Consider the following 15,699-nt stretch of genomic DNA (forward strand, 5'->3'; position numbering starts at 1 on the left):
AAATGCTTATCAGGTAAGAAAGCTGATAGCTGATACCTGAGTACTGAATGCTGAGAAACTTTTAATTCTGGGAAATATCTCAATTACTTTTTCCTCCTCTAAAGGTAATAAAGCTGAATCCTCACCGCTGAATGCTTAACCAATGGATAATTGATAATTATTTTGCTTGGGAATCTTTGTACAAAAAGTGAAAAATTTTATATTTTTATTATCTAAAAGAAATAGTTGATCTACAAGGTTTAAAAATTAAATTCATTATCCATTATCCATTATCCATTAATGACGTCGCTTTATATAAAATATCTTGATGAGACCGTTCCAGTAAAGTCTCATTGATAGAATTAGATAATACTGCAACAGGTTCATATAATGGTCTTAAAAAAGAGTCAATTGCTTTTCTATCTCCATAACGTACTTCTATCAACATAAACTTTGGTTGGTATTTATCAAAATCAATACCTTGCAACACATCTAATTCAAAACCTTCAACATCCAACGAAAACAAATCTATATTTTCAACTCCATACTTATCAAGAATTGCAGTTAGTGTCCTTACTCGTACATTAATTTCATAACTATGATTAATATTTTGAACTTGACAACCCGCTTTTAAATGAACCTTTTTTTCCTCCTCTGACTTCATAGCTCCATCAACAAAAGACATAAGATTACAATAGTACATTTTTATATAATCCTGACCATAATTAAAAGGAACCAAAGCATAATTTTCAACCGCTGACTTAGACCGATTAATTCTACATTTTTCTGCTAACTCTGGTATTGCCTCTATCAAAATACCTTGCCAGTTTTTGTACTTCTCAAAATATCAAGTATTACTTTGACTTATCCCATCATTCGCCCCAGCTTCAATAAAAAATCCATTTTCCCAAGTTAAGTAAGAAGCAAGTTTAAGATCGAGCTGATTCAAAGCATAAGATTTTCTCATTAAATCAGGTTTTATTTCTAATGCCTTTTGCTGATAAATATTAGCCTCAAATAATCTACCCTGTTTCTGTAAAATATTACCAATACTCCAATATATACCTGCCGACTTTGGTTCAAGTGCAATAACTTTTTGATAGTAAGCGTTCGCCTGTTCTAGCTGACCTTTTTGGGAATAAATTTTGCCTAGTTTTGCATAAACTATTGCCAAGTTTGGTTGTGATTTTATTGCTTTGTTATAAGAACGAATAGACTTTTCAATTTGACCTTTAGAATAATAAAAATCCCCTAATCCCTGATAAGCTTCAGCAGCATAAGGTTGATTTTTAATAGCTTCGTAATAAGCCAAAATCTGATTATCTTGACTGTCTAGATTTTTATTTTTTCTTTTAGCTCTTGCTTCACCTTGACCCAAAGAAATACCCAAGCAAGACTGCTTTTGACTAGGTAATTTTAAATCCGATAAAAAATCATCACTTTGAAAAAAAATAGAAGTACAGCTTTTATATCTTTGACTAGGAACTAAACCATAAAAATCAATACGTTTAAATCCTTGATGATGAAGCAAAATTACTCCCCTATCATTTTCCTCTCTATCCGAATTATCAAATACTATCCAGCCATTTTTAGATAATTTTTCACCACATATTTCAGCACATTTAACTCGCTCAATTCCATCAATAATAATCACATCAAAATCACCATTATCATAATTCTGAATTTCCTCAACATATCTTTGCCTATCTTCCCTCAAAACTAGCTTCACATTTTGAGGAATATAAGTTGAAACATTGACAAAATAATCAGGATTATGTTCTACAGAAACCACCTGCTTAACTCGGTCAGCGTACCAAAAAGTTGACTGTCCGCTCCCATATTCAAATACTCGAAAATCGCTCTTTAACTTATCCTCAATAAATTCAATAGCAGGATAAGAATACCAAGGAAGAGGATGATAATTATAATCTATAGATTTTCCTTCTTTTAATGAATTGAGCCATCCTGAAGTTTCTAGATAGTTCAAATTAGTCATATTATTTGAGCATTAGTATTTAGTGTGTTGAAAACTAAAGGAAACTGATATAGCGTGTTTCAACTTATTGAGGTTAGTTCATTAATTGATAATGGATAACCACCTCTGGTTAAAACCGTTCTTGATTGAATATAAGGAAATATTATTTATTTTTTTCCTCTTTGATTGCTATGTTATAGAGCCATCAAAAGATTAACAATAAATTTATATATAAATAATTTTGTCTGCTTACTTAAATTTTTTTCTTATTTTCTATTCCCTACTCCCGCGTAAAAAAGGAATTTTGTACCTCACGCTTCTTGGTAATTACTATAGAAAAAACTTCTACATCCAATTACCAACTTGATAATACAAAATAACAATAGTATAAATCCATAACTCTCAGCTAGCTATTAAAGAAAGAAAGCAAAGAAACAAGAGTTTACTTAAGATAACCTATCAGATAGCCAAAAATTATGAGAACTACTCATTGAAACTACCATAGACATCTCCAGAAAAGAGATAGTAAGGAGTAAGCGGTAGGGATGAAGTCTCCCTTCCCTCCAGTCCCCAAGAGAACGCCATATCCATCAGACCAACAAAAAAGAGAACTCCGTATTCTCTTGCCTCCCTATGACAGCAAGTACTGATAACTAATAACTGATAACTGAAATGACTGTTTACTTAATTACCGAACAACATTATCAAAATAATTGGGTCGCGCAACCCCACCTTTTAAGGCGAAATATTCTTGAAACCTTGCTCAAATCCCCTACTTCCCCTCCACCGGAGGGGGAGGGGCGAGGGGTGGGTTAACTTCTGACTTCTGACTTCTGACTTCAAATCCCCGTTACAAAAATAACTTCTGACTTCTAACTTTTGAGTTTTGACTTCAAATCCCCGTTACAAAAATAACTTCTAACTTTTGACTTTTGAGTTTTGACTTTTGACTTTAATCTACTGTGATATTATATTAGAAATCAGTTAACATAAGTTAATATACCAGGATTAAAAAATAGTCCCAATAGTATAAAAAGATAAGAAGGAGCAACCCCAGTGAATAATAAAAGGTGGAGAAATGCTGGCCTATATGCCCTATTAGCAATAGTAGTCATCGCCTTAGCAACAGCATTCTTCGATCAACAACCCCAAACCAGCGAAACCTGGAAATATAGTCAATTTATTCAGCAGGTAGAAACCAAAAACGTAGACAGAGTAAGCATCAGCGCCGACCGTACAGCAGCACGAGTCAAAGTCGCCGACGGTAGTATAGTCCGCGTTAACCTACCCAACGACCCAGACCTAATAAACATCCTCACCAAAAACAACGTAGACATTTCCGTACTCCCCCAAAGCGAAGAAGGTTTCTGGGTTAGAGCATTAAGTAGTTTATTCTTCCCCGTCCTATTATTAGTGGGACTATTTTTCCTACTACGTCGTGCCCAAAGTGGACCTGGTAGCCAAGCTATGAACTTTGGTAAATCCAAAGCAAGAGTCCAAATGGAACCCCAAACCCAAGTCACATTCGGCGATGTAGCAGGTATTGAACAAGCCAAACTAGAACTAACAGAAGTAGTAGACTTCCTCAAAAATGCTGATCGCTTCACAGCAGTAGGCGCAAAAATTCCCAAAGGAGTATTGTTAGTAGGTCCTCCGGGAACAGGTAAAACCCTATTAGCAAAAGCAGTAGCTGGGGAAGCAGGAGTACCATTCTTCTCCATCTCCGGTTCAGAATTTGTAGAAATGTTTGTGGGTGTAGGTGCTTCCCGCGTCCGCGACCTATTTGAACAAGCAAAATCTAACGCTCCCTGTATCGTATTTATAGATGAAATTGATGCGGTGGGTCGTCAACGGGGTGCTGGTTTAGGTGGTGGTAATGATGAAAGAGAACAAACCCTCAACCAGCTACTTACCGAAATGGACGGTTTTGAAGGCAATACAGGTATCATTATTATTGCAGCTACTAACCGCCCAGATGTTCTAGATGCTGCCCTACTCCGACCAGGTCGTTTTGACCGTCAAGTAGTAGTAGACCGCCCTGACTATGCAGGTCGTCTAGAAATTCTCAATGTTCATGCTCGTGGTAAGAGTCTATCTAAAGATGTAGACCTAGAAAAAATTGCTCGTCGAACTCCTGGATTTACTGGAGCAGACTTGTCTAACCTATTAAATGAAGGAGCTATTTTGGCAGCTCGTCGCAACTTAACTGAAATCTCTATGGACGAAGTTAATGATGCTATTGACCGGGTATTAGCTGGTCCAGAAAAGAAAGACCGAGTAATGAGCGAGAAGCGTAAGGAGTTAGTAGCGTATCACGAAGCTGGTCATGCTTTAGTCGGAGCGTTGATGCCTGATTATGACCCAGTACAGAAAATTAGTATTATTCCTCGCGGTCGTGCTGGTGGTTTGACTTGGTTTACTCCTAGCGAAGACCGGATGGACTCTGGTTTGTATTCTCGTGCTTATCTACAAAATCAGATGGCTGTAGCTTTGGGTGGTCGTCTTGCTGAGGAGATTATTTTTGGTGATGAAGAGGTGACTACTGGTGCTTCTAACGATTTACAGCAGGTTGCTAATGTGGCAAGGCAAATGGTGACTCGCTTTGGCATGAGCGATCGCCTTGGTCCAGTTGCTCTTGGTCGTCAGAACGGTAATATGTTCTTAGGTAGGGATATTATGGCGGAGCGTGATTTTTCTGAGGAAACTGCTGCTGCTATTGATGATGAGGTGCGCAATTTGGTAGAGCAAGCTTATCGTCGGGCGAAGGAAGTATTGGTAACTAACCGTCATATTTTGGATAAGTTAGCCGAGATGTTGGTTGACAAGGAGACTGTAGACTCTGATGAGTTACAGGAGTTGTTGGCAACTAATGATGTGAAGATGGCGGCTTTGATATAGGGCTATAGCAGAAGGAAGAAGGCAGAAGGCAGAAGGAAAAACCTAGCGTTGTCTAGAGTTTTAACCTTTTGATCTGCCCTCACCTTTCCTTCGACTTCGTATGATCTGAAATTTTTCTCCTCTTTAGTTAGTCAGGGATTACTTCTAACTTCTGTAGGGGCGAATGACTATTCGCCCTACTAACTCCTGACTTGCGCTACGCGCTATAGCTGACATCATTAGGTAATTTATCCTAAGTTCAATCAATACTATTACAGTTGCACCGACTGCCGATATTGAGTGTCTGGAATTTACATCTTACATTTATGTACTATTTGTCAATAGCTAGAATTACTTAGGCATTTATACTTGTTCAAAATTTGTTTTTTTGAAGTTATCTGACTCTGCTGAAAATTACCAGATTTGAGATGCAATTAACGTAAATACAAGGTTGTAGCTTTCTTGAAAAGGTCTTTTTTTTGATTTAAATATAACATTGGCATCATATCTTAATGTACAGAGTATGATACAAATCGCTGAAATAACGCAAGTTCGTGAAATATTTTGTAATAATTAGCGAAAAATGAGGCAATTTTGATTAATATAAATAATATTAAAAATAAATTTAATTAGTATAAATTATGTAAAAGGGTGACAATTTAGTTTTGTTTTTGAAATGAATTTTGCCCTCCCTTGGAGACAGTAGAACAGAAAGTAATGATAATTTTCTGATTACTTTGTCATACTCTAATTAGTTGGAGCGATCGCTACAGCAGAAGAATTCAAATTGTCAGAAATCAGAAGTGTGTTTGTGCAGCATTCGGACCGAAAGGCAGAAAGGAAAATTGCTTATGGATAGTCAATGACCGATCACCTTAATATCTTAATAACCCCAAACAATTTTCAGCACCCCCGTTGACTATGGGTGATTAAACCCGTAAAAGAAAAGATAATTTATGCAAATTATACAGTCATTCAATAATAGTAAATTAACTATTATCCACATCCTCAAAAAGTGCATCTAAATCTTGATATCCACTCACCACTTTCTAATTCTTTCTTCTCCTAAATTTAGCAGGCTTAAATGGAGTTGCTTGCCTATACGCATGACTTTTTATTCAATTAATTTTCCTTACTCAAAGGCGATGAACTATTCAGGATTTTTTTCCCAGAAGCAATACCACCAAGATTTTCATTCTCTGAAGCTCAAGAACTACTTACTTATTTCTTCTCTAATCAAATCTTTCCATCCATGGCAATTGAGTGAAAAATTACCAAGATTTTCATTCTCTGAAGCTCCGAAAAAAAATCGCGACTCAAAGGAATTTCCGGTTGCATCCTCACAAAAATTCTGATATCATCAGATTTAAATGGGGCTGTTCGTCTATGCGCATGACTTTTTATTCAACAAAATTCCCTTGCTTAGAGGCGATGAACTATTTAGGAATTTTTTCCCTGAAGCAATACCACCAAGATTTTCATTCTCTGAAGCTACCTGAAGAATACTGATTTTTCCCTCATCAAATCTTTCCATCTATTGGGACTTAAACAAAATAGAGCCAGAAAATAGGCTTAAATATAGACGGGCAAAGGCTTTTACGTCAAAAAGGTATAAATCCTGAATTACCAAAGGTTCTAGCCATTTTTAGGGAATCGACGTAATTCCCTTGTCTAGAGTGGCTTTGACGCATTTTTTCGACCAGAAAATGTTTAAGTACCACTATGACGATTGAGTGGAAAATCACCAATTTTTTTTTCATTCTCGGAAGCTCCTCCAGAAAAAATCGCGACATCCCGTTAGCAGAGATTATCCGTTAGGATAAACCCAACATTAGTAAGGTTTTGTTGGGTTGAACGGTAGTGAAACCCAACCTACTAAACTCTGACTTTTGACTTTTGACTTGTCCTATATGAGCAATCTTTCTTACAGTAAATTCACATTGGAAATAGCCAAGACAAATTTTGAATTAACCTTAGAAGAAAATCAAGATTTATTCGCCCAAATTAAACCAGTTAAACCTTCTGAAATTCTCACAACTATCTTACGAGAATATATTCCATTAGCAACAGCTATTAATACAGAAAAAGCTCGTTCTGAACTATTAATTTCTCAAATTTTAGCTGATGTGAGACGGCAATTAAATTATCGAATTAGTCTTTTTTCAGGAACAGAATTTAACGTAGAAGCAGAATTAGGATTACAAGGATATTGTGATTTTTTGCTCAGTTTTTCCTCCGAACAATATTTCATTACAGCTCCAGTGATTATCATTGTTGAAGCTAAAAATGAAAATATTATTCGTGGGTTAGGACAATGTGTTGCTAGTATGGTTGGAGCGCAATTATTTAATCAGCGAGCTGATAATCCAGTTAAGGTTATTTATGGCGCAGTTACAACTGGAACAAATTGGAAGTTTTTAACACTTGAAGAAAAAATTGTGTGTATAGATGCAGTGGAATATTACGTCAAAGAAGTTGATAAAATTTTAGGAATTATTTTACAGCCATTTCGAGAATATCGAGAAAATTCTTGAATGCTTAATCCCTAGATTTTCTTAAATCCATCCCTACATCTATAAACCTAAATCCTTAAATAAATATAAAGTATTTCAGTAATGAAAGCCTGGTGTAATTAAGATATTTAATCAAAAATTTTTAATTCTTATCACATTTAGGTTTAACCACAGTAAAGGAAGGGCTAGAAATGAAAATTATACAAAGTCGCATAGCAAAGGTTTTACTTGCAAGTATTATCGCTCTCTTAACAATTTTTACATCTGTTGTGAATCCTCAAGGTATCTCTGGTGTTCTATTTGCTCAGAAACCCAATGGAGAATTGTCATACTATAGCTATAGTGGTTTGCCAGACCGTAATAACTTTAACAACAATGGTAATGAAAGGGTAATATCTAGCGGTTGGAATATTTACAGCAAGATTTTTTCAGGAGGTTCTGGTGTTCTATTTGCTCAGAAATCCAATGGAGAATTGTCATACTATAGCTATAGTGGTTTGCCAGACCGTAATAACTTTAACAACAATGGTAATGAAAGGGTAATATCTAGCGGTTGGAATATTTACAGCAAGATTTTTTCAGGAGGTTCTGGTGTTCTATTTGCTCAGAAACCTAATGGAGAATTATCATACTATAACTATAGTGGCTCGCCAGACCTTAATAACTTCAACAACAATGGTAATGAAAGGGTAATATCTAGCGGTTGGAATATTTACAGCAAGATTTTCTAAGGAAGAATATCCTTTTTTTTCTGGGAATAGGAAATCACTCGCTAATACGCTCCATAGTAGTGGACTGTTTCATCTAAAGTAGAGAATATTTAGTAAGGTGCGTTTCGGCTAAGAACCGACATGAAACACTGCGTGACATGAAAATGAAATGTAATGCACCACCTCTGCCAAATATTTTTATCCTAAATATTTCGGTGCGTTACGCTTCGCTAACTACTGAACTCTAAAATTATTAATTACCTCAATTTTCCTATTTCCTTTTTCCTCTTTCCTTTTTCCTTCTTCCTTCTTCCCTCTTCCTTCTTCCTTCCTCACACAATTAGCATCCAAAACCAATAAACTATCATTCTCAAAAACAGTACAAGTAGATATAGTTGTTGCCAAAGCAGGAATATATCCCAACTGCAAAAAAGTAACCGCATCCTGTGCAGGTTCATATTGCATTAACCAACTATTATCCTCAATATATTCTGGCGTAAAACTACCACGATGTAACATCCAAAAATCAATTCCATACTTTTGAATAAAATTTTTCACATCTGCTAAATCTGAACTATATTGAGCAACAATTAAATCTATAGTTCGTTGCCGAAATTGACTGTAATAACCAACTTGATAAGGAATAGCATATTCCCTACCCAACAAAATAGAACGTTGAGCAAATGTAGGTAATAAATTTGCCTCTTCCTCCAAAGAAGCAATCAAAATATCTTGAGGTTGTGCTTGAAAAAAGCTATATAAATCTGTAGCTCTACCCACTTTATATTTCACCAGAGGAAAGCCTTTAACAAAAGCAGGATATAACACCAGAGATGCCATAATTAAACTCGTTAAAATTAAAGAAATAATACCCTGAAATTTAACAGGATATTTTTGTCTATTTTCTGCCCAATTAAACAAAGCATCAATAATTAAAGTCAGAGCGATCGCCGTTGCCAAAGCAATAATTATCCGGAAACTTAATCCTGTATATCTACTCGGAAGATGCAACCGAAAAAGTAAGGCATGAGCAATGAAAAACATTGCCAAAGATGACAGTAATAGATGTACTAATAACCAAATTCTATTAGTAATACTTCTGATTAAAGGAAAAGCAGATTTAAAAGTCAATAAAAACGGCAATAATAATCCTGCACATTGAGTAGCTGGAGTAAATAAAGACTTAGGAAACATTCCACTACGTTTGCCAGTTAACCAAAAATCTTTTGGATGAACGTGAAAAAAAGTACTCCTCCCATTTGGATAAAACTCTCTTAATTTCATCGCTGCTTCTCGACTAATAGCAGGTCCGAATTCTGAAGAAGTTAAAGCGTAGGGTAATAAAACAAAAAATGCCGTGCTTAAACCAACTCCACAAAATAGAAAAGTCCGTTTTTCTGATGATAACTGAAACCTCCCATTTTTCCAGTAAATTAGTTGGAAAATTAGAATGCCAGAAGCGATAAATACATATTGAGGATAAAATAATCCGACCAGAGCAATCGCTATTCCCATTCTGACCAATGAACCTTGGAGTAAATAATATAAAAAAGCCAGAAAAAATGGATAAACAAATGCTCTAGGTGTAGCAGAAGCAACATCATCTTTCATCCAAATAGCTTGATTCATTACCAAAGCAGCAATAAATCCTGCCATTGGTACTGGTAATATCTCTAAACAGATTTGAAAAATATAGTAAGTACAAATTAAACCCAAAATAAAAGGGATAATTTTGGCAAAGATAAACGGGTTAATTCCTATAATTGCTGCACTTTTATAAAGTAAAGTATATCCTGCTGGAGCTACTGACTGAAAATAATTAGCAATTAAATCATTGGGGAATAAATCTGGATAAAAAAAACGCTGCATCCAAAAAATATGTTGTCTAGCATCATCTTGAATACTCAGACTACTAGCAAAAGCTTTTTTAAGTGTCATAAAAGCATAAATTGTAGCAAAAGTCATGCTAAGGCTAAACCAAAATATCACCCCTTTACAAGATTTTTCATCTACGATAGGGGTAGTTAAAAATTTATGTATATTTGTCATTAACATATAATCAAGAATTGATTGAATAGGCAGATTTTAACAGATATTTAAAATAATTTTTTATACTATTGGGACTTAAACATTTTATGATCAAAAAATGGCTGATAGTCAGTCTAGATAAGGGAATTACGTCAATGCCATAAAAATTCCTAGAACCCTTGTTCATTAATGGATAATTGATAATTACCTTTGGTTAAAACCGAGAGGATTGAATATCAGGAAATATTATTTTTTCTCTTGTTCGATTGGATATGGCGAGGAGACCCGTTCTTGCAGACTCGCTCCGCTGTTAGCGTTTGCGGTAGCATTCCGGAATGGAAAGCTTTGCGGTAGCAAACGCCATCCCACCCTACGGGAAGCTCCGCTAACGACCACTTTTTTTTCCTTTAAAATGGGAAGCTTTAAACCAGAATTATTTAATTATTAATAATTAATAATTAATTATTAATTATTAATTATTCGGTAATTAAGGATTTATACCTTTTTGACATCAAAGCCTCTTTCTGTATATGCTTGAGACTATTTTACAACTCGATTTTGTATAATTACCACTATAAAAATTATCATACTGGTAAGTTACAGTATTCTGGTTTTCAGAGAACATTATCCCGGAAATATTAGCTGAAATAAAAATACAAAAACCATACTTTAAACAGGTTAAAATGCTATATTAATACCGCATCAATTGCTTTATAAAGCTTTAAAAAAAACAGGCTTATCTGATTTTAATTGGTAAATTATAATGGTTGAATAGATTCAAAAAAAATTGATGTATTGAAATATATTATAAATTTTATTATGATTAATTTAAGATTTTTAAAAGCAAAAAAACAGTATAATTTAAATTTAAAAATAGAACTAAAAATGCAATCAATTTATTTTTTTGCAGTTCTAAATATGTAATAATATTATTCGCTAAATTCCTTGAATTATTAGTGGTACTTACACATTTTCTGGTCAAAAAATGCCTATTTGCGTAGCATTCCGCAGGAAGAGTCTGTCTGCATAAGGAAATTACGTCAATGTCCTAAAAATGCCTGGAACCCTTGGTAGTCAAAGAATTATACCTTTTTGACGTGAAGCTCTCTATCTGTATATATTTGAGACTATTTTATCACTCTACGAGCGTGTAAGTCCCATGACGAAGATATACAAGAAAAATAATTACTTGTTTAGCACTATCTAATTTGTTGATGACAAAAATCTAGTAAAAAATATGTTGATTATAACTAACGATAACTCCATTAAGTTATATGTAATTTTCTACACCATACTGTATGGCCAACGCCAGGTCTATCATCAAAATTTATTGTGATATCATCAGACTCATAACATTTACTTAATAAGCAACTTTAAGACCTTTAATGGAACCACCAATTGAAAGAATACGACTTTCTCAAACAGCTAAAGATCAGTTAACTAAGCTGAAACGTAATACCAAAATAGACCAATGGAATATTCTTTGTCGTTGGGCATTTTGTTGCTCTTTAGCAGAATCAAGCATTCCCTCTCTAGTACCAACCCCTGCTGATAGTAATTTAGAATTAACATGGAGAATTTTCGGTGGAGAATTTTCTGACATCTTTTTATTAGCTCTAAAGCAACGTTGTTATAATGATCAAATAGGCATAGAAAGAGAAACTTTGGCCACTCAGTTTCGCCTACACTTGCATCGAGGTATTGGATATTTAGCTGGTAACCCAAATATCAAAAGGATAGAAGACTTAATTGCAACTGTGATTCCTTCTCTCGACTAAATTTTAACTCTAAACATTTAATATTTAGATATCTCTTGTTATGTAGAGTAAATATAATTTATGTAACTAAATTGTTACATCAAATTGTAAATAAATAATAGAAGAAGTTGAGTCAATACAAGTAATTAACTAAGTTAACTAAGTTAATATTATAGAAGCATTCTTATCCTAAAGTTGGAGGTACAACAGCTAGGTAGGTTAAATATTGGAACAATAAAAAGGAGATATGCAATGATTCATGCTAACTCTAAAAAGAAATATCTAAATGTCATGGAAGATATGGTAGCACAGGAAGTAAATCGCCAAATTACCTTATTACCTCAAAAGTTAGCGAAATATATTAAGCGAGTTGATGTAGAAACTTATGCGCTGAATCGTCTCCCACCCTTATATGCTTCTAGTCAGGAAGGCTGGAAGTTTCAAACAAAAAAAGCACAAGAAGATTATAGAAAGGAGATTGTGGTAGTAGTACGTCATGCTTTTGCAGCAGTACAAAGAGACTTGTTGAAAAGCTCAACTCCTCTATTTACAGAGGAAACCAAAAAAGTATCCTCCTTAGTAACAAAAGCAGGAGGATCTACGGCAGAAAATAAAGAAAGCAGTAAAAATTATAATTGGAATCATAGTCAGTACTATAACTTAGGGAGTTCTAGAAAATAAGTAGGGTTTGCGTATGGAAAGTCTTTTGGTAGAGCTAGGAGTCAGGAAGACCTCCTCAGAAGTCAGGAGAAATGGGAATTATAGAGGGGGTAGTCGGAAAAATTGTCCCTTGATTTTTCTGCCATAATCGTCCTAAAATACTAACTTTATGCAGCTCTTTCCACCGAAAAGCTTATACTTTTTTAGACAAAAAAATGCTACAACCTTTATCTGTCAATGCTTTGATTTTTAATCAGCAAGCCCTAAGTATATTGTGAAATGGCTATTACCAACTTAACCATTAGCCATTTAGCCAATTTTTTTCTTAAATTTTTCTCGCAAGATCGAGATAGATAGCTAAAACATTCTTACTTCTGCTATAATAAAGGGAAAAAATGTCCTACTGGCCCTTGACCAAGACCAATTTCTAAAGCATACTCCAAAGCATTTGTGACATAATCCTTCGCCAATTTAACTGCAGAAAATAAATCTTTCCCTTGAGCTAAATTAGCAGCTATAGCTGCCGAGAGAGTACAACCAGTGCCATGAGTATTATTAGTCTCCACCGTAGCAGTCCTTAAAATTTCAAACTGCGCTCCATCAAACCAAACATCTACTCCTAGTAACTCATTCTTCATGGCTCCCCCCTTGACTAAAACTGTTTTTGCTCCTAGCCTGTGAATTTCCTGAGCAGCCATCTGCATATCATCTAGGTTATTAATCTCTAAACCCGTAAAAATCTCTGCCTCATAAATGTTAGGAGTAACAATAGTCGCCTTAGGCAGCAAAACATTCTGTAGAGCTTCCACAGCCAAATCATCAATCAACTGAACACCTGCACGGGAGACCATCACTGGGTCTATTACTAATTTATTTAAATTTAAAGCTTCTATCTCTTCAGCTACGGCCAAGATAATTTCCTGACTCAATAACATTCCGGTCTTAGTTGCTTGTACGCCTATATCCGTAAAAACAACTTGAATTTGTGCTTTTACCGCTTCTGGGGACAAAGCGTCAACCCTATTTACTCCCAAAGTATTTTGAGCAGTAATACAAGTCAAAGCACTCGTACCATGAACACAATGAAAAGCAAAAGTACGCAGGTCTGCCTGAATACCCGCTCCACCACCACTATCAGATCCAGCAATAGTCAAAGCAACAGGAATACTTGATACCTTTAAATTATTCATAATATCAAATTTAGTAGTCAGTAGTCAATAGTCTGTAGTTATTTTTAAATAAATAGAACTTATGCACAAATACTGCATAACATTTATAAACTATAGTTAAACCTATAGTGCCACACTATATAAACCTGTTAACCACTAAAGAATGCCTAAATTTACCTCTAACTAAACTACTATTAACTTAATCAACTTCTTTAAATTGCACTGCCGTGCAAGGCCAACAAATTTGATATAACAATTAATAGAATTGACCTGGATGTCAATATCAAGAAAATTCCCTTGCTTTAACCATCTATCTATTAGTAGGTGGAGTCCGTCGCCTTTGCAGAAAATCAGGAATATCCAATCCTGGTAATTTTTTCTGCTTCTCTGTGCTTTGAGTTGGAGTTGGAGTTGGAGTTGGTATCGACCTTCTTGGCTGTGATATTTCCTGGGTAGGATTCATTTGTGCTTCTCCACTAAAACCAGTTGCTATGACAGTAATTTTGATTTCTCCCTGCAATTTCTCATCAATTACAGCCCCAAAAATAATATTGGCATTAGGATCGACAACTTCATAGATAGTCTCAGCAGCAGTATTAACTTCATGTAACGTTAAATCAGTTCCGCCAGTAATATTAAATACCACCCCTCTAGCTCCTTCCACAGAAGATTCCAGTAAAGGAGAAGAAATGGCCATATTTGCTGCTTCTCTTGCCCTAGACTTCCCAGACCCCATACCAATTCCCATCAAGGCTGAACCTGCATCTGCCATCACTGCTCGTACATCGGCAAAGTCAACATTCACCAACCCAGGCACAGTAATAATATCTGAAATTCCTTGTATACCTTGACGTAATATATCATCTGCAATTCTAAAAGCTTCCTGTACGGGAGTTTGTTCATTAATTACAGATAGCAAACGATTATTGGGAATTACGATTAAAGTATCAACTCTACTTTGTAAAGCAGCAACTCCTTCATCAGCTTGAGTAATTCGACGTCTTCCCTCGAAAGTGAAGGGACGCGTCACAATACCCACTGTCAGAGATCCTGCTTCTTTAGCAATTTCAGCTATAACGGGTGCTGCACCAGTACCAGTACCACCTCCCATTCCAGCAGTAATAAATACTAAATCGGGGTGGTCTAAAGCATTAGCTATTTCATCCCTAGATTCTTCAGCCGCTTTTTGGCCAATAGCCGGATTACCCCCTGCCCCCAAACCTCTTGTGAGTTTTTGTCCAAGTTGTAAGCGTTTAGGAGCATTGGACAGGGTTAGAGCTTGGGCATCTGTATTAACTGTCCAGAATTCTATACCAGAAACCTCACTAGCAATCATTCGGTTAACAGCATTGCCGCCACCCCCTCCAACACCTATTACTTTAATTTTTGCTGTATTACTTGGCACAATATCATCACTCCTAGATTCTTTCTTTGGGGTGGCTTTGGGGTCATAATTTTGTTCTCCATAAAGTCCCGAGCTATTGCGAAAGGGATTAGAGAGATTTTTTGGTAATGGAAAATTTCCTTGTCCTTGGGATTGGGGACTTTCACTGTTGACCCCTTGTTGATTATTCACTATCATTTTTGGGGATGGTAGATATATAGTATTTTTAAATTTTAATTTAATTTATACCTTATTACCAGAATAGCTCTTAGCATAGGTTAATCAGTCATATTCTAAAGCATGGTGAAGTTCTCTCTCGTTAAAATCGGAGATGATAACGGGAGCTTCTCAAACAAAGAAGTTTCTTGCTCCTGCTGGCGCAACGTTGCACGAACACAGGTTGATTAACGTCTTACGCCTCCACAAGCAGGCAAGATGATACCCACCTCGTTTAATGTTTTATTGCAATATGTTAATTGCAGCATTCTCATCTCTATCTAAAACTATTTTACATAATGGACTATCTAAAACTATTTTACATAATGGACAAGAATGAATTCTAACTGATCAAGTTAATGGTACTTTCTGACCACAATTACTACAATGAGTGAAAGGTATGATTCGGGTTGACTTTAATTACATGAACA

At 35.4% G+C, this 15,699-nt stretch carries 10 protein-coding genes and 1 pseudogene; 6 read left to right on the forward strand and 5 right to left on the reverse strand.

Annotation, left to right across the window (positions count from 1 at the left end; genetic code table 11):
* Window positions 1-262: 262 nt before the first annotated feature.
* Window positions 263-811, reverse strand: a pseudogene (locus tag F6K27_RS06200) (FkbM family methyltransferase); the annotation flags it as partial.
* Window positions 812-826: 15 nt separating this feature from the next.
* Complete coding sequence (locus F6K27_RS06205) at window positions 827-1,975, reverse strand: tetratricopeptide repeat protein (RefSeq protein WP_287274538.1); 1,149 nt, start codon at window positions 1,973-1,975, stop codon at window positions 827-829.
* Between the two features lie 651 nt (window positions 1,976-2,626).
* On the opposite strand from F6K27_RS06205, the gene F6K27_RS06210 reads away from it, so the two are divergent.
* The 4 genes from F6K27_RS06210 to F6K27_RS06225 all read left to right on the forward strand — a co-directional run bounded on the left by F6K27_RS06210 (window position 2,627) and on the right by F6K27_RS06225 (window position 8,075).
* On the forward strand, window positions 2,627-2,770 hold the full coding sequence (locus tag F6K27_RS06210) for a hypothetical protein (protein WP_287274540.1): 144 nt from the start codon (window positions 2,627-2,629) through the stop codon (window positions 2,768-2,770).
* A 240-nt stretch (window positions 2,771-3,010) separates the two neighbouring features.
* Window positions 3,011-4,852: an ATP-dependent zinc metalloprotease FtsH3 gene (gene ftsH3 / locus F6K27_RS06215; protein ID WP_287274542.1), complete on the forward strand. Its 1,842-nt coding sequence runs from the start codon at window positions 3,011-3,013 to the stop codon at window positions 4,850-4,852.
* Between the two features lie 1,889 nt (window positions 4,853-6,741).
* The gene (locus tag F6K27_RS06220; protein ID WP_287274544.1) at window positions 6,742-7,365 is read left to right on the forward strand and encodes a hypothetical protein; all 624 of its coding nucleotides are present in this window, start codon (window positions 6,742-6,744) and stop codon (window positions 7,363-7,365) included.
* A gap of 170 nt (window positions 7,366-7,535) precedes the next feature.
* Window positions 7,536-8,075, forward strand: coding sequence for a tachylectin-related carbohydrate-binding protein (locus F6K27_RS06225; RefSeq protein ID WP_287274546.1), 540 nt, complete (start codon window positions 7,536-7,538; stop codon window positions 8,073-8,075).
* Between the two features lie 213 nt (window positions 8,076-8,288).
* Here the strand turns inward: F6K27_RS06225 and F6K27_RS06230 are convergent, their stop codons facing one another.
* Window positions 8,289-10,109: a hypothetical protein gene (locus F6K27_RS06230; protein ID WP_287274547.1), complete on the reverse strand. Its 1,821-nt coding sequence runs from the start codon at window positions 10,107-10,109 to the stop codon at window positions 8,289-8,291.
* 1,358 nt (window positions 10,110-11,467) lie between these two features.
* On the opposite strand from F6K27_RS06230, the gene dndE reads away from it, so the two are divergent.
* Both dndE and F6K27_RS06240 read left to right on the forward strand, forming a co-directional pair.
* Window positions 11,468-11,860, forward strand: a complete 393-nt coding sequence (gene dndE / locus F6K27_RS06235; RefSeq protein WP_287274549.1) for a DNA sulfur modification protein DndE — start codon at window positions 11,468-11,470, stop codon at window positions 11,858-11,860.
* Between the two features lie 231 nt (window positions 11,861-12,091).
* Window positions 12,092-12,520 (forward strand): late competence development ComFB family protein, encoded by a 429-nt coding sequence (locus F6K27_RS06240; protein WP_287274552.1) that lies wholly within the window; start codon window positions 12,092-12,094, stop codon window positions 12,518-12,520.
* 356 nt (window positions 12,521-12,876) lie between these two features.
* Here the strand turns inward: F6K27_RS06240 and thiD are convergent, their stop codons facing one another.
* Both thiD and ftsZ read right to left on the reverse strand, forming a co-directional pair.
* Window positions 12,877-13,689, reverse strand: a complete 813-nt coding sequence (thiD, locus tag F6K27_RS06245) for a bifunctional hydroxymethylpyrimidine kinase/phosphomethylpyrimidine kinase (protein WP_287274553.1) — start codon at window positions 13,687-13,689, stop codon at window positions 12,877-12,879.
* 289 nt (window positions 13,690-13,978) lie between these two features.
* Window positions 13,979-15,250: a cell division protein FtsZ gene (gene ftsZ, locus F6K27_RS06250; protein ID WP_287274555.1), complete on the reverse strand. Its 1,272-nt coding sequence runs from the start codon at window positions 15,248-15,250 to the stop codon at window positions 13,979-13,981.
* Window positions 15,251-15,699: the final 449 nt, after the last annotated feature.

Origin of the sequence: Okeania sp. SIO2F5 (genome assembly GCF_010692685.1) — a bacterium.
Taxonomy (GTDB): Bacteria; Cyanobacteriota; Cyanobacteriia; order Cyanobacteriales; family Microcoleaceae; genus Okeania; species Okeania hirsuta.

Excerpts from the sequence above, each read along its gene's own strand:
- F6K27_RS06205 (WP_287274538.1), bottom strand. The coding sequence starts at position 1,975 with ATGACTAATTTGAACTATCTAGAAACTTCAGGATGGCTCAATTCATTA.
- F6K27_RS06210 (WP_287274540.1), top strand. The coding sequence starts at position 2,627 with ATGACTGTTTACTTAATTACCGAACAACATTATCAAAATAATTGGGTC.
- F6K27_RS06220 (WP_287274544.1), top strand. The coding sequence starts at position 6,742 with ATGAGCAATCTTTCTTACAGTAAATTCACATTGGAAATAGCCAAGACA.
- F6K27_RS06225 (WP_287274546.1), top strand. The coding sequence starts at position 7,536 with ATGAAAATTATACAAAGTCGCATAGCAAAGGTTTTACTTGCAAGTATT.
- F6K27_RS06230 (WP_287274547.1), bottom strand. The coding sequence starts at position 10,109 with ATGTTAATGACAAATATACATAAATTTTTAACTACCCCTATCGTAGAT.
- dndE (WP_287274549.1), top strand. The coding sequence starts at position 11,468 with ATGGAACCACCAATTGAAAGAATACGACTTTCTCAAACAGCTAAAGAT.
- F6K27_RS06240 (WP_287274552.1), top strand. The coding sequence starts at position 12,092 with ATGATTCATGCTAACTCTAAAAAGAAATATCTAAATGTCATGGAAGAT.
- thiD (WP_287274553.1), bottom strand. The coding sequence starts at position 13,689 with ATGAATAATTTAAAGGTATCAAGTATTCCTGTTGCTTTGACTATTGCT.
- ftsZ (WP_287274555.1), bottom strand. The coding sequence starts at position 15,250 with ATGATAGTGAATAATCAACAAGGGGTCAACAGTGAAAGTCCCCAATCC.